The 21,338-nt window shown below is 41.2% G+C and carries 19 protein-coding genes; 10 read left to right on the plus strand and 9 right to left on the minus strand.

The genetic code is table 11. The features are described from left to right. Both J8L98_RS06680 and J8L98_RS06685 read left to right on the plus strand, forming a co-directional pair. The coding region (locus tag J8L98_RS06680; protein WP_210995809.1) for a TRIC cation channel family protein at positions 1 to 359 on the plus strand (359 nt) is incomplete at its 5' end. A 24-nt stretch (positions 360 to 383) separates the two neighbouring features. Further along, the gene (locus J8L98_RS06685; RefSeq protein WP_210995810.1) at positions 384 to 1,898 is read left to right on the plus strand and encodes a YifB family Mg chelatase-like AAA ATPase; all 1,515 of its coding nucleotides are present in this window, start codon (positions 384 to 386) and stop codon (positions 1,896 to 1,898) included. A 13-nt stretch (positions 1,899 to 1,911) separates the two neighbouring features. Here the strand turns inward: J8L98_RS06685 and J8L98_RS06690 are convergent, their stop codons facing one another. Together J8L98_RS06690 and J8L98_RS06695 are read right to left on the minus strand one after the other, a co-directional pair. Then, positions 1,912 to 2,616 carry a response regulator transcription factor gene (locus J8L98_RS06690; protein WP_192506273.1) on the minus strand — a complete coding sequence of 235 codons (705 nt, stop codon included), beginning with the start codon at positions 2,614 to 2,616 and terminating at the stop codon, positions 1,912 to 1,914. A gap of 229 nt (positions 2,617 to 2,845) precedes the next feature. Then, positions 2,846 to 5,299, minus strand: coding sequence for a prolyl oligopeptidase family serine peptidase (locus J8L98_RS06695; RefSeq protein ID WP_210995811.1), 2,454 nt, complete (start codon positions 5,297 to 5,299; stop codon positions 2,846 to 2,848). Positions 5,300 to 5,408: 109 nt separating this feature from the next. Here J8L98_RS06695 and J8L98_RS06700 point away from each other — a divergent pair, with 109 nt between their 5' ends. Continuing rightward, positions 5,409 to 6,497: a hemolysin family protein gene (locus tag J8L98_RS06700; protein WP_210995812.1), complete on the plus strand. Its 1,089-nt coding sequence runs from the start codon at positions 5,409 to 5,411 to the stop codon at positions 6,495 to 6,497. On the opposite strand, the gene J8L98_RS06705 is transcribed toward J8L98_RS06700, so the two are convergent. Continuing rightward, on the minus strand, positions 6,481 to 7,689 hold the full coding sequence (locus tag J8L98_RS06705; RefSeq protein WP_192506276.1) for an EAL domain-containing response regulator: 1,209 nt from the start codon (positions 7,687 to 7,689) through the stop codon (positions 6,481 to 6,483). The two genes, J8L98_RS06700 and J8L98_RS06705, sit on opposite strands and share 17 nt — an antisense overlap. Before the next feature lie 138 nt (positions 7,690 to 7,827). Here J8L98_RS06705 and J8L98_RS06710 point away from each other — a divergent pair, with 138 nt between their 5' ends. Next, a complete protein-coding gene (locus tag J8L98_RS06710; protein WP_210995813.1) occupies positions 7,828 to 8,841 on the plus strand; it encodes a site-2 protease family protein in 1,014 nt (337 codons plus the stop codon). Between the two features lie 17 nt (positions 8,842 to 8,858). Here the strand turns inward: J8L98_RS06710 and J8L98_RS06715 are convergent, their stop codons facing one another. Continuing rightward, a complete protein-coding gene (locus J8L98_RS06715) occupies positions 8,859 to 10,175 on the minus strand; it encodes a TIGR00366 family protein (RefSeq protein WP_210995814.1) in 1,317 nt (438 codons plus the stop codon). 191 nt (positions 10,176 to 10,366) lie between these two features. On the opposite strand from J8L98_RS06715, the gene J8L98_RS06720 reads away from it, so the two are divergent. Next, positions 10,367 to 10,606 (plus strand): hypothetical protein, encoded by a 240-nt coding sequence (locus tag J8L98_RS06720; protein WP_210995815.1) that lies wholly within the window; start codon positions 10,367 to 10,369, stop codon positions 10,604 to 10,606. Here J8L98_RS06720 and J8L98_RS06725 read toward each other — a convergent pair. Then, entirely contained in the window at positions 10,586 to 11,497 is a 912-nt protein-coding gene (locus tag J8L98_RS06725; RefSeq protein ID WP_210995816.1) for an AEC family transporter, read from the minus strand. The genes J8L98_RS06720 and J8L98_RS06725 overlap by 21 nt on opposite strands. 106 nt (positions 11,498 to 11,603) lie before the next feature. Between J8L98_RS06725 and J8L98_RS06730 the strand changes: the two genes are divergently transcribed. Beyond that, complete coding sequence (locus tag J8L98_RS06730; protein ID WP_210995817.1) at positions 11,604 to 11,972, plus strand: YacL family protein; 369 nt, start codon at positions 11,604 to 11,606, stop codon at positions 11,970 to 11,972. Between the two features lie 23 nt (positions 11,973 to 11,995). Here J8L98_RS06730 and J8L98_RS06735 read toward each other — a convergent pair whose 3' ends face one another. Continuing rightward, positions 11,996 to 12,700, minus strand: a complete 705-nt coding sequence (locus tag J8L98_RS06735) for a 2OG-Fe(II) oxygenase (protein ID WP_192506282.1) — start codon at positions 12,698 to 12,700, stop codon at positions 11,996 to 11,998. Between the two features lie 29 nt (positions 12,701 to 12,729). Between J8L98_RS06735 and J8L98_RS06740 the strand changes: the two genes are divergently transcribed. After that, a complete protein-coding gene (locus J8L98_RS06740) occupies positions 12,730 to 13,116 on the plus strand; it encodes a thioesterase family protein (protein WP_210995818.1) in 387 nt (128 codons plus the stop codon). Between the two features lie 30 nt (positions 13,117 to 13,146). Here J8L98_RS06740 and J8L98_RS06745 read toward each other — a convergent pair whose 3' ends face one another. Both J8L98_RS06745 and uvrA read right to left on the minus strand, forming a co-directional pair. Further along, positions 13,147 to 14,211 (minus strand): hypothetical protein, encoded by a 1,065-nt coding sequence (locus J8L98_RS06745; protein ID WP_210995819.1) that lies wholly within the window; start codon positions 14,209 to 14,211, stop codon positions 13,147 to 13,149. Positions 14,212 to 14,251: 40 nt separating this feature from the next. Next, positions 14,252 to 17,071: an excinuclease ABC subunit UvrA gene (uvrA, locus tag J8L98_RS06750; RefSeq protein ID WP_210995820.1), complete on the minus strand. Its 2,820-nt coding sequence runs from the start codon at positions 17,069 to 17,071 to the stop codon at positions 14,252 to 14,254. Between the two features lie 164 nt (positions 17,072 to 17,235). On the opposite strand from uvrA, the gene J8L98_RS06755 reads away from it, so the two are divergent. From J8L98_RS06755 to ssb, 3 genes are read left to right on the plus strand one after another with little or no spacing between them, the layout of a single operon-like run. Continuing rightward, entirely contained in the window at positions 17,236 to 17,958 is a 723-nt protein-coding gene (locus J8L98_RS06755; protein ID WP_192506286.1) for a transporter substrate-binding domain-containing protein, read from the plus strand. Between the two features lie 52 nt (positions 17,959 to 18,010). Further along, positions 18,011 to 19,378 (plus strand): MFS transporter, encoded by a 1,368-nt coding sequence (locus J8L98_RS06760; RefSeq protein ID WP_210995821.1) that lies wholly within the window; start codon positions 18,011 to 18,013, stop codon positions 19,376 to 19,378. 17 nt (positions 19,379 to 19,395) lie between these two features. After that, on the plus strand, positions 19,396 to 20,091 hold the full coding sequence (gene ssb, locus J8L98_RS06765) for a single-stranded DNA-binding protein (RefSeq protein WP_210995822.1): 696 nt from the start codon (positions 19,396 to 19,398) through the stop codon (positions 20,089 to 20,091). A gap of 210 nt (positions 20,092 to 20,301) precedes the next feature. Here ssb and J8L98_RS06770 read toward each other — a convergent pair whose 3' ends face one another. Next, positions 20,302 to 21,261, minus strand: a complete 960-nt coding sequence (locus tag J8L98_RS06770) for an FHA domain-containing protein (RefSeq protein ID WP_192506289.1) — start codon at positions 21,259 to 21,261, stop codon at positions 20,302 to 20,304. Positions 21,262 to 21,338 lie beyond the last annotated feature (77 nt).

Below are 21,338 nucleotides of genomic sequence, written 5' to 3' on the forward strand. Positions count from 1 at the left end.
TTCCACAGCAGATGTTACAAATAGCGGATGCGTTTGGACTGGCATTTTTTGCCGTAATGGGGGTGCAAAAAGCGCTATCTATTGGAATGCCTGATACAACAGCCATCATAATGGGGGTGATGACCGGGTGCTTTGGTGGGGTTATTCGAGATGTGCTAGCGGGGGATATGCCCCTTTTATTAAAGGGTGAGCTATATGCCATCACGTGTATATTCGGTGGGATAGTATATACTCAATTATCACACTGGGCGTTACCTGTTGAAGTCATTATGGTCTGTGCTATGTCTGCAACCCTTGGGCTGCGCTTGTTGGCAATGCATCATAAATGGGTGATCCATATATTTAAATACCCAGAATAGCTAAGTAATCAAAGGGACAAGGATATGTCACTTGCTAAAGTTTATACACGTGCCCAAGTTGGGATCTCTGCACCGGAAGTCACCGTTGAAGTACATTTAAGCAATGGGCTACCAGCATTTCATATTGTCGGGTTACCTGAGACCTCGGTAAAAGAAGCCCGAGAGCGGGTGCGCTCTGCGTTAACCAATTCAAAGTTTTTGTTCCCTGAGCAACGGATCACCGTTAACTTGGCCCCCGCTGATTTACCGAAAGAGGGCGGACGCTATGATCTGGCGATTGCAGTGGGTATTTTAGTGGCTTCCAACCAGTTACAGGCATTTCAGTCACACCACTACGAATTTTATGGCGAGCTGACATTAAGTGGTGAGGTACATTCGGTCCATGCCATTTTACCAGCAGTACTTGCGGCAGAGAAAGTGCAGAGGTGTTGCTACATTCCACAAGGCAACGATCAGGTAGCCAGTCTAGCTCAACATTGTAATCGAAAGGCGGTAAGCTCTCTACAATCACTATGGTTAGATTTACAAGGTCAAGACACTCTACCATTAAACATGCAGTACCCTACGGTAAAAACACATTCAGCTAGCTCACATTTAGACATGAGTGAAGTCAAAGGTCAAAGTGCAGCAAAGCGTGTATTAGAAATTGCAGCAGCTGGAGGCCATAACACTTTATTTTTAGGACCGCCAGGTACTGGAAAGTCGATGCTGGCACAACGGATGCCAACAATCATGCCTGATTTACAAGATAATGAAGCCTTAGAAACTGCGGCAGTTTATTCTTTAATAGGGCATTCTATCAATTTAGAAAATTGGCGAGCTAGACCATTTCGTAGCCCGCACCATACTTGTTCAGCTGTTGCACTCGTGGGCGGATCATCAAACCCAAAACCAGGTGAGATTTCACTCGCGCATAATGGTGTATTGTTTCTTGATGAGTTACCAGAGTTTGAGCGTAAGGTACTAGATTCACTGCGAGAGCCAATGGAAACTGGCAAAGTCACGATATCAAGAGCAGCTAGGCAAGTAGACTTTCCAGCCAGATTTCAACTAATCGCTGCATTAAACCCGAGCCCAACAGGCTCTTATACCGACAAACGAGCGACGGTGGACCAAGTGCTTAGATACTTAGCAAAGATCTCCGGCCCCTTTTTAGACCGTATTGATTTACAAATCGAGCTTCCGAGGTTGACAACAGGTGAGCTGCAAAGTGCAGAGGTCGCTGAGTCGAGTGATTGCATTAGAGCCCGAGTAAATGCGGCACATACGATAGCAGTGAATCGGCAGGGGGTTTGTAATGCGTTGTTAGGAACGAAAGAATTGATGCAACATTGTCAATTGGGTGAATATGAATCTCAGTTCTTAGGTACGGCGACTGATAAGTTATGCTTATCACCGCGCTCCTACCATCGAGTATTGAAGGTCGCTAGGACAATTGCAGACATGGCTGGTCGGGAAAGTATTGCTCTGGCAGATCTTAAAGAATCGTTAAGTTACCGAGCATTAGAACGCTTATTAACGCAATTAACTCGGTATTAGGACTACACAAAAACTAAGTAGAAAGCATATATCCTTTGCCACGCACTGTGACGATGCGCTTTTGCTCTTTTTCATCTCCAAGTTTCTTTCTTAGTCGACCAATCAGTACATCAACCGTTCGGTCACTAGGGCTCCAATCAGGTTGCCCTATATCTTCGGATATTTTTTCTCTTGATGTCGCTTTACCTGCGTTAGCTATTAAACAAATGAGTACTTTATGTTCCGCTTCAGTTAATCGTGACTCTTCATTTTGGCCATTAATCAGTGTGCGATTATCTGGATGTAGTTTAAAGTCAGCATATTCAATAAACTCTTCTGATTCATCTTGGTCGCCAACAATAGTTAGACGTTTACACAAGGCACGCATTCTCAACTCAAGTTCAAGTAAGTCTACAGGTTTACAAATGTAGTCATCAGCCCCTTGAGCTAACCCTGCTATTCTGTCAGCTTGAGAGTCTCTGCTAGACAGCATAATGACACCAATATCGGTTAAAGTATTGAGCTCTTTAGCCAACTCGAGACCATCAGTTGCTGGTAAAACGATATCAACAATAGCCAAAGTTATTTTATTGTTATCTTGTTGACTACTTTGAACACGATCAAGTGCGGTTGCACCGGTATTATCGACGTCGATCGAAAACTCGGTGTTAGCAAAGTGGTTTAAAATTCGCTTGGCTAAAAGTTCATCGTCTTCTACTAATAATACGTGAATGCTCATAGTGTCGCTATCTAATCAATAATTACCTCTATATTAGCATTGTCAAAAGTCAGCTGAGAAGTGTAAGGCGATTATTTTATGATAAAAAAGCGTGAAAACTTAAAATGAACCAGCAATGAATGATATTTATTGTTGATAAAATGTGTACAAATGAGAGGGGGACGTTTTGTACATACCCCTGTCTATGTCAAAGAGTGGCGAAAAAGCCTATCTGTTTTTTATACACACCTTATTTACTGTAAATATGTTGCCACCACTGCGGTTGATCTTTTAAGTGCATATCAAAGTAAGCGAGCATAGTGTCCCACCAATGAAAGCGTCGGTCGCGTACAATGATTTGGTGGTCCGCGCCTTTATATTCAATAAGTTCTACATCTTTACCTAATAATTTAAGTGCAGTGTACATATTGTGACTTTCACCTGGTGGCACATTGGTATCTGCATCGCCATGAATTAATAATAAAGGGGTTGTAACTTTATCAGCATGAAAAACTGGACTTTGTTGTGAGTAAAGTGAGGGGTTATTCCATGGAAAGCTGTTTTTAGACGCTTCGCCAGAATATAAATAGCCCCACCAGCCTTGGCCCCAATATGAGGTAATATTGGAAATACCTGCATGTGCAATGGACGCACTGAATAAGTCTGTTTTGGTTGCGAGCAACATAGTCATAAAGCCACCATAAGATGCACCTAAATTACCTAAGCGATTCTTATCGACAAATGGGTAAGCTTTTAAAAACTCGTTGGTACCTTGAATAATATCGTCTGCTGTATGCTCGCCCCATGCATTGACATGCTTCGCTGAAAATTCTTGGCCAAAACCAGTAGCGCCTGTTGGTTGTACCACGTAAACCACATAGCCTTGTGCTGCCCACAGGTTAAATGGATAGCGACCTGTAAAGCCTCTAGAAACCGGTGATGTACCGCCATAGTAGTAAATTAACGCTGGATGTTTCTTAGAAGTATCTAGGTTGTGTGGTAAGTAAACTCGGCCACTGATCTGCGTGCCAGACTCATTGGTGAAGTTAAACTCCTCCAAAGAGGCAATTTCGCTATTATCATAAGCGACAGATTTAGAGTCCCATAGTGTTTTTGTTTTGTTGCGTTTTACGGTAACTAAATTCAATGCTTGTGGTGATGAGGCTTGGCTTCCAGTGACAAGGATTTGGTCTTTACTTGTCTTAGACACACTATAACTTTGTACAACATCAAAACCAGTATTGAGCTTTTTGAAGCGACGCTTACTTTCATCATAGAGATATAACTGTTTTGTATCTTTGTCAGTAACATTCAGCACTGCATCGCCATTATTGAGCACGCGTAGACCCCCAATCGCAGGGGCGAATTTTTTGCTTAGAGCTTGCGGTTTTGCACCGTCATTATTTAACAGATAAAGCTGACCATCGTAATTATTGGCTAGCATATCTTTTGGCAGGTTTCTGCCAAGGCCTTGGCTAAAGTCGGGCCCCGCTATAACGTAAATACCTTTGTTCGTGTATTTAGCTTGGTTAAATGTTCTATATTGGCCAAGCATTTTTTCTGTATGGTTCGATAAGTCAATTTCCACTAATTGGGTTAACATATGTGGAGGCGCAGCGTAATCAACTGGGTTACGCGTTACTAGTACTGTATTACGCTCACTATCGAAGTCAACTATGCGGGTGCTGATTTTACTTTCAGAGATGGAACTTACCAATCGAGATTTTATATCGAGTAAGAAAGGCTGGCTAATTGAACGGGCATATGACCAACGGTCTTCAAGGCCTGAATAATGCTTTACCAGAGTGTGTTTGTCATCGGGTGTATTCGACCAAGAGAAAATAAGCGTATCTTCATCGAAAAATTGATAACCTGATGCGCCTTTAAGCTGTTCTGCAACGGTCTTTAGACTGAAGTCATTAATATCGAGTATAGAGACTCGTTTATCTTGCGTAAACACAATGGTATTTGAGTCTGGTGACCATGATACTTGTGATGCCGAAACATCTGGAAAGCGATATAACACATCACCGTTGATGTTTTTAAGGCTTGTATTTATAACCGCTGCATTTTCACGATTTTTTTGATAGTGACGTTCGGTCGCCACGTAAAACTGACCATTAGGTGAAAGTGAGATAGCACTGATTGTTGGGGCATCATAAAGTTGCTTTGCTGAAAGTGCCGTGGTCGTTTTATGTGTTAAAACGATTTCATCATGCGCCGCCTTTGGTGTGTAATCGATTGCCACTTTTTTCCAGTCATCAACCTGTTCAGTGATAATAATAACTTGATGGTCGCCCGTGACTGCGTGAAGAGGGAATTCATTTTTTCCTGTTAATAGTTCACCATTGAGAAACACATGGGCCTTTTCGATCCCAGAAAGTGTGAGGGTGCCTGCTACAAAACGTGTTGTGCTAAAATTGAAGCGCAGTGCCTGCATACCATTCACTGTGAGAGCGCTCATTTGCTGAAGATTTTGCCATGAATGTGTTTGACCAAACACTTCCAGTTTTTGACTAGGCTTTTGCAGCTGAGGCAACAAGTTATTGATTATGCTTTTTTGATGCGGTGTATGATGTGGTTTTATGGTACTTTGTGTACCTAATGGACCGATAAACTGTATTTTACTCTCATCGAGAGGAGCTGCAGCTAGTTGTGTTGCGGCAGCTGAGAGTAATAATGTAACCGCGGTACGGAAAATCATAGTTGAGCCTATTGTAGGTAATAATATCGGCCCAATATATCATAGATATAGTTATTAATAAGCGGTCATGCGATTAACTGTCGTTAGCCCAATTGTAAGGAGTTACCTGTTGTTTCTATTAGTTAGTTATATGCTAATTGCCATCACCATTTCATTTTTATGCTCTGTGATGGAGGCTGTGCTTTTAAGCATTACGCCAAGCCATATTGCTATTTTGAAGAAAACACGTTTAACGTTGGCACTGCGAGTGCAAGCGTTAAAAAATAATATCGATAAGCCGTTAGCGGCTATTTTAACATTGAATACAGTAGCACATACCGCAGGTGCGGCGGGAGTGGGAGCTCAAGCTGCTGTGGTATTTTCCGATGCTGCTGTGGGGATTGCATCAGCCGTTATGACATTATTGGTTTTGGTGTTATCTGAAATCATTCCGAAGACATTAGGTGCAACTTATTGGCGAACACTCACTCCCATCGTTTCACTATGTTTAGTATGGCTTATCAGAATTTTAAAACCGTTTGTTTGGCTCTCAGATCAATTGACAAAATTAATGGGCAGTAAAGAAAACGAAGCTCAATATATTCGTCAAGAAATTGAAGCTATGGCGGAAATGGGCTCTGAAGCAGGTGCTTTAGATGAAGATGAAACACAAACCATTCGCAGTCTCTTAAGGTTTCGTCATGCGAAATTAGAAAAGGTGATGACACCACGTACGGTACTATTTAAAGTACATAAAGATATGACGGTGCATGAGTATTTATCGGAACATGGGACTGTGTCATTTTCACGGGTATTAATTTATGACAAAAACACCGATGACATTATTGGTTTTGTACATAAAAACGATATTATGCTGGCTTATCATCGTTTAGGTAATGATTATAAAATTGGTAAATTGGCGATTGATTTATACACTGTACCAGAAACATTAGCAGCGCCAGAATTATTTCAAACCTTATTAGAAAAGCGCATACATATTGCACTTGTTATTGATGAATATGGAGATATTCAGGGCATTGTAACACTTGAAGATATGCTCGAGTCATTAATGGGAATGGATATTGTTGATGAACGTGACCAATCATCTAATATGCAACAAGCGGCAAAGAAAAAATGGCGCGATAGAGTGGATAACCACTCACACCTGATTGAAGCTGATGAAGAGTTGTTAGCTAAAAAAACTAAGAATTTGAATTAGTCATTCTAAGCCAAGAGTGTATCCAACGGATAAGCTCTTGCTTAGGCTTAGGCTTACAAATTAAAAAGCCTTGCATGAGTAGATTATGTTTATATCTATCTAAATACTGTAGTTCTTCGATTCTTTCTACCCCTTCAGCAACGATGCTGAGTTGCTCATTTTGTGCGATATCAACAAGGCTATCTATGATCACTTGAGAAAAGCGATCTGATTCGACATGGGTGATCAATGAACGGTCTATTTTTATTTCTGTAAAAGGTAAAGATTTGAGTTGGTGTAAGTTAGTAAAGCCGGTACCGAAATCATCTAAAGAAATTTCAAATCCACGGATCCTGAGTCGATTCATCGTTTCTAATTGCGTGTTGTTATCCAAGGGTAAGTGCTCGGTTATTTCGAGAATGATGTCTTGAGGCGTTAAGCGATTCAATTCCAAAATTAGGGCAAGTTTGTCAGGACAGCTGGGGTCGTTGAGTTGTGTTGGTGATAGATTAAAAGCCAAACGGACTTGTTGTCGTAATTCAGTTCGAATACTTTTGAGCTCTTCTGTGGCTTTTTCAAATAATTGAAATGTAATGAGGTTTATTAAATCTAAATCTTCTGCTGGGCCAATAAAGCGGTGAGGCAACAATATATCACTTTGATCATCATTGACGATTCTGGCTAAGACTTCGATGCTGGGCACCCGTTTGTTTGCGCGATTTACTTTAGGCTGATAAAAGGGCGTAATTTGATTATGACTAATTGCATTCAGTAGCTCACTTTCTGTAAGGGGTTTATTTACATGACTTGCAGGGGCGATAAATGACTCAAGCTTGTGGATGAGCCTATCGACCTCACTAAGTTGTACAGGCTTAGTGATATTGCCAATTAAATGTGCGTTACATTGTCTCGCTAAATTGGCAGCCAAGTCGATCACTTTGTTATCCATTTCGGAAATGATAGCCACGCCGCCAGAAAACTTTAATTCCCCCAATTGGCGAATTAACTCCATCCCGTCCATGTCTGGCATATTCAAATCAGTGAATATGGCATCATATTGGAAAGGGGCCTGCTGAACGTTTTGTAATGCTTGCTTGGCGTTGTTACAACAAGTGATATCTGCAATGCCTAATTCAGTTAAAATAGCTTGCATAACCATTAAAATAGCTTGAGAGTCATCGACTACCATTATTTTATTTATTGTGACCGCCATCTGCATATCCTTTGAAAACATTGCTTATACGAGTTTAGTACAGCATTGGAAAATTTAAATGAAATTAGTTGTAAAAGTAGGTTTGTATGCGTCTGGATTTGTTGGGATAATGGCTAAAAAGCTAATCGTAAAATAGATATGACAAAAGTAGAGTTTACCCTTGCAGAGCTGCACTTTGCAGTCCACACCTCAGCAGATGAAATAGTCCAAGTATTTTGTGAACAGCAAGCGATGGTATTGGAACGTATCAGTGACAATATCTATCACGGTGAAGTACATGATCATCAATTTCAGTTTAGTATAGAGAAGCTATCTGAGGGTTTAGTGGCCGTTGCCATTAATGGGCAACCTTGGCAGTGGATGGAATTACCCAATCAAACAGAGGCTAGTAAGTTTAGTTTTATGGGGATCACGGCTTTAGTATTTAAGCTGTTTAAAAGTGCAAAAGTTGTAAAAGCTGCATTGGCTGGCGCTTCGGTTGCAGGGTATGCCTGGTTATTTTCTTGGCAGTTCGCAATTATGTTGATTGTGTGTTTGGTCATACATGAGTATGGCCATGTGCGGGCCATGCAGTATTTTAAGATCAAAACCAAAGGGTTTTATTTAATTCCTTTTGTTGGGGGGTTAGCTGTCAGTGATGATAAGATAACGACACGCTGGCAAGATGTTGTGATCTCGTTGATGGGTCCGGCATTTGGCTTAATTACCTCTGTATTAGGGGTGGTATTATATTATGCCACTGAACTGGAAATATTTGCAGGTGTTGCTGTTTTAAGTGCACTTTTGAATTTATTTAATTTGCTACCTATGTTGCCATTAGATGGTGGGCATGTACTGAAAAGCATTAGTTTTTCGATGCGCTCATGGGTCGGCTTATTGGTGTGTCTTGGTGGCGTTTTATTTGGATTGTGGGTCAGTTACACATTTGGTTTGATGCTGTTGGTATTTTTCCTATTCATTGGCACACTAGAAATTGTCTTTGAATGGCGAGGGCGTAAGCAATCACATTTAATCCCTTTAGATAGATATGGGCAAGTTTTCTCTGCGGTAATGTACAGTGTTGTGGTTGCAGGGCATGTGGCTGTGATGATGCACTTCGCAGACTCAGAAAATGCCATTTTGAGTCTGCCCATGAAAATTCTATCGAGTTAGTGCAATTATAGTGGTCATTATAGCCAAGTAAGTATGGCGGCAATGATACAGCCCGACACAAGTAACTGAATAAAACAAAAGCCCATAATGTCTTTTGCTTTTAATCCTGCAATCGCCAGTACAGGCAGGGCCCAAAAGGGTTGGATCAAATTGGTCCACGCATCGCCCCATGCGACTGCCATCGCGACTCTCGGTAAATCGGCGCCGAGCTCCATGGCTGCCGGAAGTACAACCGGGGCTTGGATTGCCCACTGTCCACCACCCGATGGAATAAAAATATTTACTAGACCCGCACTTATAAAGCTCCAAAAAGGCAGTGATTCAGCAGTACTGATTTTTACAAAAGCAGATGAGATTTGCTGTGCCAACCCTGAATCAATCATAATGGCCATGATCCCCGCGTAAAATGGAAATTGAATAATAATGCCGGCCCCGCCTTGTATGGCATTTTGTAAGCTATTGAGTAAGTTTGCGGGTGTTTTATGGAGTAAAATAGCCAGAAATAAAAATACACTGATCACACTGTTTAGGTTTAAACCCTTATTTTGGATGAAAAAATAAGAAACTAAATAAATGCAGCCAAGTAAACCAATTGAGATACCCAGCCAAGTATTTTGCTCCAGCTTTTGCGCAGGGGTGTTTAGCAATGTGTTAGGCAGAGGTTTATCACTTTCTTGAAGTTTTGCTTTGTCAATCAGCACATGCTTTGAGTTTGGTGGGAGCAGCAAAACATTCACAACAGGTAAAATTATTAACATAGCCCCGAGTAAAATGAGGTTAAATGGCGCAAAGAGCGTGTCAGTGGTGCTAATTAAACCAATGGTTTGCGTGGCAAAATGATTTGGGGTTGCAATTGTGAGGGGCACTGAGCCAGATAGCCCACCATGCCATACAATAAACCCTGAGTAGGCACTGGCAACGAGTACTCGGTAATCTACGTCAATGCGTTTGGCGAGGGCTTTAGCAAATAATGCCCCAATAACGAGGCCAAAGCCCCAATTAATCCAGCTGGCCAGCATTGATACTAATGAGATCAGAGTAATAGCTAAGGCAGGTGTTTTCGCTTGCTGAGCTAACTTATCTAAGACTGCGATACAAATGGGGGTACTGGCTAACATATAACCGGATACGAGTATTAATAGCATTTGCATTGAGAAAGTGAGTAACGTCCAAAAACCTTGGCCCCATGCGTTGATAGCATCAATGGGTGTAAAAGGGGTGACGGTGCTTGCTAAAGTCAGTACGATAAGGGTTAGGATTAGTACAAAGACATATGGGTCAGGTAGATAGCGCTCAACTAAATGGGTTAAAGGGCGTGTGATCCGATAGAGCATAGCGTGAACATCCAAGTAATTTTTGTTTTATCATAACTAATTATTTCACTAAAAGTTAGTGTAATACACTAATTTGGAATTAATAGAACTCGGGGCTGTATATTTAAGTTGTTGATATTTATTAGATATAAATATGGCATAAAAACTGTATTGCTCATGTAAGTTAATTATTTTTATTAAAAGAGGTTGCTATGGCAGGTCAAGGCTCAGGCGGTAATGTAATCGCCGCAATATGTAACATTTTCTTCCCTGGCTTAGGCCAGTTAGTACAAGGGCGTATTTTATCCGCGCTTATTTTTGCGATTATCGTGGTTGGTGGATATGCATTATGGTTCTTAATTATTCCTCCTGTTATTGGTGCAATCGCGCATTTATGGTCAATCATTGATGCTGCAAAATACAGTAGTGATTCAGGGTACGAGCGCCGTTAACCAAAGGCTGAGTGTCACAATGCTAAGCAGTGTAGAAAGTGCGACACTGCTGGCCATTACAGCCTGCTGAGTATTTAATTGACGGGCAACTAAATAGGCATTTACACCTAAAGGTGATGCACTCATTAAGGTCACAACGCTTATCAGCGTTGTATCAAGTTTAAACCCCCACCTCGCAGTTATATAAACAGCCAGCGGCAAGATGATTAATTTTATCAGGCTAATTAATAGTGCGGGTTGCCAAGCGTGTTTAATTGAATAGTTCACCAAACTAGCCCCTAATACAAAAAGTGCTCCGGCAATTGCTGGTTCCGCTAACAAGAGTAATGCTGATTGGACTGGCTGTGGGAGAGCTATATTGAGTAGATTTGCTAAAATTCCACAACTAATACTGAGTACGATTGGATTAATAAACAAAGGTTTAAGTAGTTTAACTAGATTGTTTTTGTGCTCTGTAGCACAGAAGAATGTGAGGGCGAAGAGCATGGCGCTATGAAAAGTAATAATGATAAATACTAAGGCGCCATATTGTGCGCCTAAACTGGTGATGATAATTGGCAGTCCAACTAAAACAGTATTTGAGTAAGTGCAGCCTAGAGCGAATATGGCGGAATCAGCCAGCGGTGTCTTTTTTATTATTTTTAATAAGGATGTACACAGGATGTAGACAGTGAGTACTGGACCGTAAAAACTGATCATAACAGTTGCAGATAACACCCGAGATAGGTCAGCTTGATACATGCTAATAAAGAGTAATGTGGGTATCGCCAGATTGAAAAAAAATTGACGAAGTCCGACAAAGTGTTCATTAGAAAAAAGGTTGAATCTGGCGCAGATAAACCCTATCAGTGCGACAAAAACTAAAGGAAATAAAACACTTAAAGGCTGCATAAATGGCAATCGTTCGAATAAAGAGGGTATTATCCGTGCTCTTGTTGTACAGAACAAGCTATTGCACAGTATAATAGCATGCTTAATCGTTAATTAAGGTTCAATTTTGGAGTATCAATTTATCCGAGACCCGATTGCAGGGTTAAAAGTTAGAATAAGTGACGAACAAGCTCTTATAGCCCGTTGGTTAAACGAAGAACTCGATAAAAGTGAAGTCGCAGAACTCGTGACTCGGTGTCATATGATGACGAAAGGGCAGCCTGCTTGGGTGAGACTGGGTAATGAAATTCGCTTTACGTTGAATGCCGATGAAGCATTATTTGAAGCACATGCATTATTTCAAGAGGGTGATGATATTAGCCAATATGCAGATGATGCATTAGAACTTGATGATCATGGATTAGTTGCAGGGTGTGGATTTGAAGACTTTGTGGCGTTATTAATGGCATGGCAGGCATTTATTGCAGGCAAGTAACCTGCAATAATTTGAACGAAAATTCATGATTCGGGCTGACCATATATTTGCTCAGCTCGATTGAACAGTACCCAAGAAGTTAAAATATATTTGTCGTTAGAAATCGGTTTATTCCCTCGGTGGGTATGAGTAAAGTAACCTGGTGCTATCACCATACTCCCTTTCACAGGGGCAATCTTTTTATTCTGATAAACAAATTCAGTCTCTCCCCCTTCTTCAACATCATTTAAGTAAAACATAAAGAGTAAGACTCTGTGTAGCGCTTCGTTATGCCCAAGTTGAGGATAAACTTCGCTATGCCAATAGGGATAGCCTCCTTTGTTGATGTCATATTTTTGTGCTTGGATAGAGCCTAAGCGAAAAATTTGCTGGGTTAGTAGGTGTATTTGTGGTTTGCCAACCTCTTCAAAGTTATCAATGGTCAGGTCTACTGGTTGGCCTGTTTTTGGGTGGTATACCTTGAGTCCAAAAGCACCGATCAGCATGAAAAAGTGTTCTTCGATATACTTGAATACGTGTTGAGCTGTTACTTGTTGTATATGTTCAAGGTTTTGTGCGTATTCAGGGTGAGAATTTAAATACAGATCTTGACTCATTTTTTTGCTAAGGTCGACACCACCCGATGTGGTCCCTTGTTTTAAGTGTGGGCTTTGCTCAAATGTATTGATAAATTGATCACAAAACTCAGTGCTTAGCGCGTTTTCATAAACGCGTATAAAATCTGTCATGACTGTACCTACATGTTATTGGAATTATTATGTTGTCAGAAGTATTAATGCCTCGGTTTAGTGAAACCGATGTCTTAGGACATATCAACAATACCGTACTCCCAGTGTGGTTTGAAGCCGCACGAGTGCCAATTTTTAAAATATTTACACCTGATCTAAATCCTCTCGATTGGAAATTAATTGTCGCGAAAGTGGAAGTGACATTTAAAGGAGAATTGTTCTATGGTCAAGCTGTTGAAATAAAAACAAAAATAGAAAAAGTTGGTAATAGTTCATTTGTTATCTTACAGCAAGCTTGGCAGCATGATGAATGCTGCGCTGAAGGAAGAACAGTAATGGTACGCTATGATTTTTCAAAAAAATCAGCACAAACCCTAAGCGATAATGAACGAAGTGCATTAACAATGTACCTTTAAGTCATTGCTAGAATGAATTTGACGCGCTGCTTATTGCTTAGGTGTGATAAATTCATGTCCAATCGCCGCAGAAATACAAGGTTTAACAGTGAAAGAGTACTCAACCCCAGTATCATTGGTATGCTTAATTATCTCTAATATTTCATAATCATTGAGTTCAATGACACGACTCGCGGGGGTTAATTGACACCGTGATTTACTATCGGCTTCTTGGTCATAAATAAAATTGGCCAGTACTTGTTTACGCCAAAGAAAAAAGCGCTCAGAGCGTGCGATATTATCTTCTAGTTGAGAGAGTATTTCCTCTGCTTCAACATCTTCCTCGTCATCAGTGATGGTAATGTCACTGCCTGTGGCTTGTTTCGTTATGTTTGACATCTCAACGCGCCCGACGGTCCCTGCAATATTTATGGTGACGGGTTTATCTGATAACGCTTTCATTAAATCAGAGACAACCAAGTTAACACCGTGTGCTAACCCAGAGCTACTTAAAAATAATGCCATATGAATGGTCAAAATTGAGCTTAATGCAAAGCGAACAACCCCTGTAATAATGGGAAAGCGATATTCTGGTGCATGCCATAATTTGGCTAAGCCAAAAGGTTTGATGAGCAGTAAAAATATGAGGTATATAGGCATTAATAATTGTAACAATAATAAGGCTGCAACGCTGGTGGTGATAAACCAAGTTGGTAGTGATAGTAAGACACTTAAGTTATGTGTGTAAGGAAAGTGATCAGAGCTGACTCCGGTAATATCATTGACGTGACCAGCGGCTTGTACTAAAGCGAAGTTAGCAATAAATGCGTAGAATAGAAAAATCAGGGATTTTCCGGGTAAGCTATCCCAGACATACAAAAATTTGGGCCAAAATTCATATATCAATGCCGCGAGTACGAGTGCTGAAACGGCAAAAAGTGCTAAGCCAGTGTCGGCATCGACGCCTGTGATCAGAAAACCAATATTGGCGCAACATGCCAATAGGTAGCTACGTTGGGCAAACGTGAGGCTATGCCAAAATGCATGAAAACGTTCTTTATATGAACCAATGATTGAGGCAATAGAAAAAGAGTTGAATGAAGGAAGTTGGCGCATAACGTACCTGTAATTATTGTTATGCGCCAATGATAGGTGCTTACAGTAAAGGCTTCAAGTATTTACCTGTGTGAGATTCATGACATTGGGCGACTTGTTCTGGCGTGCCTGCAATCAATATTTGCCCGCCCCCAGCGCCGCCTTCAGGTCCTAAGTCAACAATCCAATCAGCAGTCTTAATCACATCCAAGTTATGCTCAATAACGACGACAGTGTTGCCGTGGTCACGCAGTCTGTGTAACACCACGAGCAGTTGTTGAATATCGTGAAAATGTAGGCCTGTGGTCGGCTCGTCTAATATATAGAGCGTTTTACCTGTGTCTCTTTTTGAAAGTTCTCGGGCCAATTTAACTCGTTGTGCTTCGCCACCAGATAAGGTAGTCGCGGCTTGCCCTAATCGAATATATGATAACCCCACATCCATTAAAGTTTGCAATTTACGGTTAATAGCTGGGATTTTTTCAAAGAAGCGATGGGCATCTTCGACCGTCATTTCGAGCACTTGATGAATATTTTTATCTTTATAAAGCACTTCAAGTGTTTCACGGTTATAACGTTTACCCGTACACACATCGCAAGGAACATATACGTCAGGTAAAAAGTGCATTTCGACTTTAATCACCCCATCGCCTTGGCAAGCCTCACATCGACCCCCTTTGACATTAAAGCTGAAACGACCCACTTTGTAGCCTCGAGAACGCGCTTCTTGGGTGCCTGCAAATAGTTCTCGTATGGCTGTAAAGATCCCGGTATAAGTCGCTGGATTCGAACGAGGGGTACGGCCGATTGGACTTTGGTCAATATCAATGACTTTATCAAAGTGCTCTAAACCACTGATTGATTCATGTGCTGCAGGTTCTGCTGTTGTGGCGCCGTTGAGTTCAGTATGAGCTAGTTTAAATAGTGTGTCGTTAATAAGCGTTGATTTACCAGAACCTGAGACGCCTGTAATACAGGTCATCAAGCCAAATGGGATCTCTAAATCAACATTTTTTAAATTGTTGCCTTTGGCACCAAACAACGCTAACCACTTGTCATTGGTGGGGTGGCGCTGCTCTGGTACGGCAATACACTTTTTGCCGCTGAGGTATTGTCCAGTAATTGAGTCTGGATTGTTAACGATGGCATCACGATCACCTTGGGCTATAACATAACCACCATGCACACCGGCTCCTGGACCAATATCAATGATATGGTCAGCGGCGCGAATAGCATCTTCGTCGTGTTCAACGACGATCACGGTATTACCTAAATCGCGTAAGTGCGTGAGCGTACTGAGTAAACGATCATTATCTCGCTGATGTAATCCAATTGATGGCTCATCTAGCACATACATCACACCAACAAGGCCAGCACCAATTTGACTGGCAAGGCGTATTCTTTGTGCTTCTCCGCCTGATAATGTATCAGCACTGCGATCAAGAGAAAGATAATTTAACCCAACATTGATCAAAAATGAGAGCCGATCGCGGATCTCTTTTAAGATTTTTTCAGCAATTTGTGCTCTTTGACCAGTTAATGTTAATGATTGGAAGAAATCCATGGACTCACCAATACTCATGTTGGTAATAACAGGGAGTGTGGTGTGGCCGATAAATACATTTCGTGCTTCTTCGCGTAAGCGAGAACCATTACAGCTTGGGCAAGCTTGACTGGTTTGATATTTAGCAAGCTCTTCGCGGACTGAGCTAGATTCGGTTTCGCGATAGCGGCGGTTCATGTTATTTAGAACCCCCTCGAACTCATGATTTCGAGTGATTAAATCACCGCGATCATTTCTATAGTTAAAAGAGATCTTAGTTTGACCAGATCCTTCAAGTACAATTTTTTGATGGTCTTTACTTAATTCGTTAAAAGGAACTTCTAAATCAAATTCATAATGTTCGGCAACGGATTGCAACATTTGGAAGTAATAGAAACTGCGTTTATCCCAGCCTTTAATCGCCCCCCCACTTAGGCTTAGCTCTTTGTTTTGTACGACACGTTGAGGATCAAAGTATTGCCTTACACCTAAGCCATCACAGCTTTGGCAAGCACCTGCTGGATTATTAAATGAAAATAAGCGAGGCTCAAGTTCCATCATGGCATAACCACAGCTCGGGCACGCAAAGTTAGCCGAAAAAATCAGTTCTTGGAAGGCAGTGTCGTCCATACTGGTAACAACTGCGATGCCTCCAGATAATTCTAATGCAGTTTCAAACGATTCAGCTAAACGTTGTTGCAGGCCTTCTTTGACTTTGAAGCGATCTACAACCACCTCTATGGTATGTTTTTTGTGTAACTCGAGAGTGGGAGGATCAGATAAATCGCAGACTTCGCCATCGATTCTTGCTCTAATATAACCTTGACTGGCCAATTGTTCTAATAACTTTACGTGTTCACCTTTGCGGTTTTTAACCACCGGAGCGAGCAACATCATTTTGCTGCCCTCAGGATGTTCGAGCGCGGTATCTACCATTTGGCTAATGGTTTGTGCTGCAAGCGGTTGATTGTGTGTAGGGCATCGGGGCTCCCCGACACGCGCAAATAAAAGTCTTAGGTAGTCATATATTTCGGTGATGGTTCCAACCGTTGAACGCGGGTTATGCGATGTTGATTTTTGTTCAATTGAAATAGCGGGTGATAGCCCTTCGATATGATCAACATCCGGTTTTTCCATCAAGGATAAAAACTGGCGAGCATAGGCAGATAAAGATTCAACGTATCGACGCTGACCTTCTGCATATAATGTATCAAATGCTAAAGATGATTTACCTGAACCTGACAGGCCGGTGATCACGATCAATTTATCGCGAGGAATGGTAAGGGAAATATCTTTTAAATTGTGCGTGCGAGCGCCTCTGACTTCTATTTTATCCATGCTGACCTAACTACAAAGTTTAATGGCGGTGGTGATAGCGAAACAGTATCGCATAATTTGCGTGAAATTAACGTATCTTTGCTAAACGAACTAAACTAATCACTGGGATCAATTATCGAGTCGTTATTTTGAATGTTGTCCGATATGGTGTAATAGGTCTGTTGATGATACTCACATTTGGCACAAGTGCGTGCGAATATGTAGTGCGTTTTGAAGATTATGGTGCACAATCAAAATTAGACAAGTCGTTAAATTGGCATGGGCTAGATGTCGACTTTGCCAAAGCTCTGTTAGATGAAGCACATTGTACCTATCGGTTCGTCAGTGTGCCTTGGGGACGAGCATTGAAAATGCTTGAAATAGGAGAGATTGATATGATGCTCAGCGTATCTAAAACAGCGCTGAGAATGCAATACGCGTACTTTATTGGACCGCAGAGAATGGAAACCATTGTTTTTGCAATGAACACCAACAGAGTGTTTGACGTACCTACAGTTGAATCGTTGTTTACACTTCCTTCTCCGGTGGCAATACAACGAGATGCGTATTATGGAGAAGCATTCGATAAACGTATGGTGCAAGAGCTCGACGTGGATAGTCACTTTATCTATGTACCAGATAATCAACTTAAGCTGAATTTATTAAGACATGGGCGCATTTCTGGCTTTTTAGAAGAAAAATACAATATTTTGTATCAAAAAAGGAATAATCCTGACTTTGTGGCCATCACCATTAGTCCATTAGTGGTGAATGAAGACCCTGTTTATTATGCATTTAGCAAGCAAACGATTTCAAAGGAGCAGCGTGAGAAGTTACAAGCAGCCTTTATTGCTATCAAAAACTCTGGAAAATTAGCTCAGATCTTAAAAAAATATAAGTTAGACTGAGTTTTTTTGTTAGACTGTCGCGCGTTAAAGCTGGCTGACAAAAATGAGAAACATGTCCATTCACTCTTTAAATCGATTAGAAAAACGTGCTGCGGTCTCCTTGGCAAGCGTATTTGCATTTCGCATGCTGGGTTTATTTATGCTCATGCCAGTGCTGGCCATTTATGGGCAGTCGTTAGAGCATGTGTCCCCCATGTGGATTGGGCTGGCTATCGGAGTTTATGGGTTAACGCAAGCATTGTTACAAATTCCGATGGGGTGGCTTTCAGATAAATTTGGTCGCAAGCCGATTATTATTATGGGGCTCATTGTATTTGCATTGGGCTCTGTTGTTGCCGCAACAGCTGATTCAATTTATTGGGTGACAGCAGGACGTGCTCTGCAAGGTATGGGCGCAATTGCCAGTGCCCTGCTTGCCCTCGCTTCGGATTTAAGTCGCGATGAACAACGTCCTAAAGTCATGGCCGTGATAGGTATGTGCATTGGCTTGAGTTTTGCCGTGGCCATGCTATTAGGCCCAATGGTCGCCTCTGCATTCGGTATATCAGGGGTGTTTTGGCTCACTGCAATACTGGCCATTTTGGGAATATTGATTATTTTATTTTTGGTACCGAGTGCTGTTCAACGGGCGCCAAAGGGCGATACGGTAGCTACATTTGTCGATATTCGTCGTTTAATTAAACACCCACAATTATTACGTTTAGATCTCGGAGTTATGCTGCTGCACCTTACTTTAACGACGTTATTTGTGGTATTGCCGGGGCAATTAATTACAGGGGGACTGGCGGCTCCACAACATTGGCAATTGTATATTCCTGTTTTATTACTTGCTTTTATATTAATGGCACCGGTGATGATCATTGCAATGAAAAAGCAAAAAGAGAAAGAAGCTTTTCTGGGTTGTATTGGATTACTAATCGCAAGCTCATTAACTTTAGTATTGGTGATTGATTCTGTTATTGGTATTGCTGTATGTATGTTACTTTATTTTATTGCCTTTAATTTTTTAGAAGCGACAATGCCAGCACTCGTCGCAAGGCTGTCACCAGCGAATCAAAAAGGTTCAGCAATGGGAGTATTTTCGTCTGGACAATTTTTTGGTGCATTTCTTGGTGGAATATTAGGGGGTTATATTGCGCAGCAAGGTAATCCGCATGGAGTGTTTGCCGCGGTGGCCTGTGTTGGGGTAATATGGCTGGTAATTGCATGGCGAATGCAGATCCCACCAAAGAGTAAAATAATTAGTTTATTAGTCAGCTTGTCTGAAGGCGAAAAAGCGGAAGATATTGCAGATAAACTGATCACGTTACCTGGTGTTATTGAAGCAACGGTGGTACCAGAAGAAAGCCGTAGCTACTTGAAAATAGACGATAAAATTTTTGATTTAAATCAAGCTAAGCAAGTGCTTGGTTTGCAATAGAGTGAGGAGAAGGTGTCATGGCACGTGGTGTAAATAAAGTTATTTTGGTTGGTAATTTGGGTCAAGATCCTGAAGTACGTTATATGCCGAATGGCAATGGCGTTGCAAACATTACTTTAGCAACATCTGATAGTTACAAAGATAAAAACACGGGCCAAATGATCGATAAGACTGAATGGCATCGTGTAGTCTTTTTTGGAAAGCTAGCTGAAATTGTTGGTGAGTACTGCCGTAAAGGGTCTCAAATTTACGTCGAAGGTAAACTTCAAACACGTAAATGGACTGATCAAAGTGGTCAAGAAAAGTATACAACTGAAATTGTTGTTGATGGCTTTAGTGGTCAAATGCAAATGTTAGGTGGTCGTGGTGATCAACAGGGCGGTGGTCAGTATCAAGGTGGAGGCCAACAACAAGGTGGTTATTCACAACCACAAGCTCCATCACAATATAATCAAGCACCACAACAGCAAGGGGGCTACTCTCAGCCAGCCCAGAACCAACAAGGTGGCTTTGCGCCTCAAAACCAGAGTGCGCCACAACAGAGTAACACTCAACAAGCGGGTGGATTTGCACCGCAACAAGCTGCGCCTGCACAACCTCAACAAAGTGCACCACAGCAACAAGGCGGATTTGCACCTAAGCCAGCTCCTGCTGGTGGCGCATCAAATCCAATGGAACCGCCAATTGATTTTGACGACGATATTCCGTTCTAAATGATATAAAGTGTCAATTTAGGTGCTGAATATCATTGAAACCCAGCATCATTGCTGGGTTTTTGTTTATTATAGATTGCAAACGAATTTATATTGTTGGCTGCATTGTTAGTTTTTACTGATAAATACCTTAAATTAGTGTGATCATGTTACTCATCTTGCGTGCTGAGTAGGTGATAGGTGGCCTAATGTATTGACGAGAGAGTTGTCTCAATACTCTAGTGCACTGCCTTTAAAGATATTGAAATTATTAGAGGTAAAGCGTACATAGCCAGTACGGCGTTCAATTAGTGACGGCGCGACAAGCCCAATACGTTTAAACTGTTCTATTAATTGCTTTCTAGCTCTGTGTATTTGAATATTAATGTGGCACTCACTGAGCCCTAAGTCTTTTGACAACTTTTTAATTGAGACCCACCCGTCATCAGCTTCTTGTTTTAGCATATCTGTTTTATATCGGGCGAGTAAGGCGGTTAAATAATGATGACAACGTACATCCATATCAATCATTGTTTTGTTATGTTTTACTTTCAACCCAGTGTGCTCTTCATCTTGACTGATACGAAATATATACTTTAGCTCAACCTCTTCTTGCTGATTAAGTGCCACTGTTGCGATATCATTTTCGTCAGATCCAGTGACAAGTTTCCACTGCGTGTTTGCAAAATAGATTTTTTCTCCTTCAGAAACTGGGTGGGATGTCATATCTTCAGCATTTTCACATACCCAGCGTTTTTCTTCGGTGTTATATGACAACACAATTTCAGGCGCTGTTTCATTGGGCAGTAAGTTTAACTCGTCAAGGAAAATGGCTTTGGGTAACTGATTACGGTGAACAGTTTGTTTTGTGTCAGGCACTAATGCATCGAGTGGTTTATCTAGGTTGGTAACTGTGAATGTATAATCGGCTGTTGCATTGAGAGATATCGTGTCGCCTATTGATAGAGGGTATTCAAGATCTACATCCAGCTGTTTGTTATTTAGCCAGACACCATTTCTACTCATATCTTTCACATGCCAACTATTATCACTCCACTCTATCAGCATATGTATACGAGATACATTGGGGTGATTAATATGAGTATTGACAGCATCTTCTTTACGACCTATTAAATGATATTTTGAAAGGTAAACTAGCTCTTGTGATGCATTAATTTTTAACTCTGCCATGCGTAATGTCCTTTTATTAAGTCCTTGCTATATATTCAACTTTAGACTAGCAAGGTGTATATGTATGTCTATTACAT

The organism is Pseudoalteromonas sp. MMG013 (assembly GCF_018100885.1).
GTDB classification, from domain to species: domain Bacteria; phylum Pseudomonadota; class Gammaproteobacteria; order Enterobacterales; family Alteromonadaceae; genus Pseudoalteromonas; species Pseudoalteromonas aurantia.

What these genes read in the sequence shown, in the direction of transcription:
- J8L98_RS06685 (WP_210995810.1), top strand. Translation starts at nt 384, where the DNA reads ATGTCACTTGCTAAAGTTTATACACGTGCCCAAGTTGGGATCTCTGCA.
- J8L98_RS06690 (WP_192506273.1), bottom strand. Translation starts at nt 2,616, where the DNA reads ATGAGCATTCACGTATTATTAGTAGAAGACGATGAACTTTTAGCCAAG.
- J8L98_RS06695 (WP_210995811.1), bottom strand. Translation starts at nt 5,299, where the DNA reads ATGATTTTCCGTACCGCGGTTACATTATTACTCTCAGCTGCCGCAACA.
- J8L98_RS06705 (WP_192506276.1), bottom strand. Translation starts at nt 7,689, where the DNA reads ATGGCGGTCACAATAAATAAAATAATGGTAGTCGATGACTCTCAAGCT.
- J8L98_RS06710 (WP_210995813.1), top strand. Translation starts at nt 7,828, where the DNA reads ATGACAAAAGTAGAGTTTACCCTTGCAGAGCTGCACTTTGCAGTCCAC.
- J8L98_RS06715 (WP_210995814.1), bottom strand. Translation starts at nt 10,175, where the DNA reads ATGCTCTATCGGATCACACGCCCTTTAACCCATTTAGTTGAGCGCTAT.
- J8L98_RS06720 (WP_210995815.1), top strand. Translation starts at nt 10,367, where the DNA reads ATGGCAGGTCAAGGCTCAGGCGGTAATGTAATCGCCGCAATATGTAAC.
- J8L98_RS06725 (WP_210995816.1), bottom strand. Translation starts at nt 11,497, where the DNA reads ATGCAGCCTTTAAGTGTTTTATTTCCTTTAGTTTTTGTCGCACTGATA.
- J8L98_RS06735 (WP_192506282.1), bottom strand. Translation starts at nt 12,700, where the DNA reads ATGACAGATTTTATACGCGTTTATGAAAACGCGCTAAGCACTGAGTTT.
- J8L98_RS06740 (WP_210995818.1), top strand. Translation starts at nt 12,730, where the DNA reads ATGTTGTCAGAAGTATTAATGCCTCGGTTTAGTGAAACCGATGTCTTA.
- J8L98_RS06745 (WP_210995819.1), bottom strand. Translation starts at nt 14,211, where the DNA reads ATGCGCCAACTTCCTTCATTCAACTCTTTTTCTATTGCCTCAATCATT.
- uvrA (WP_210995820.1), bottom strand. Translation starts at nt 17,071, where the DNA reads ATGGATAAAATAGAAGTCAGAGGCGCTCGCACGCACAATTTAAAAGAT.
- J8L98_RS06755 (WP_192506286.1), top strand. Translation starts at nt 17,236, where the DNA reads ATGATACTCACATTTGGCACAAGTGCGTGCGAATATGTAGTGCGTTTT.
- J8L98_RS06760 (WP_210995821.1), top strand. Translation starts at nt 18,011, where the DNA reads ATGTCCATTCACTCTTTAAATCGATTAGAAAAACGTGCTGCGGTCTCC.
- ssb (WP_210995822.1), top strand. Translation starts at nt 19,396, where the DNA reads ATGGCACGTGGTGTAAATAAAGTTATTTTGGTTGGTAATTTGGGTCAA.
- J8L98_RS06770 (WP_192506289.1), bottom strand. Translation starts at nt 21,261, where the DNA reads ATGGCAGAGTTAAAAATTAATGCATCACAAGAGCTAGTTTACCTTTCA.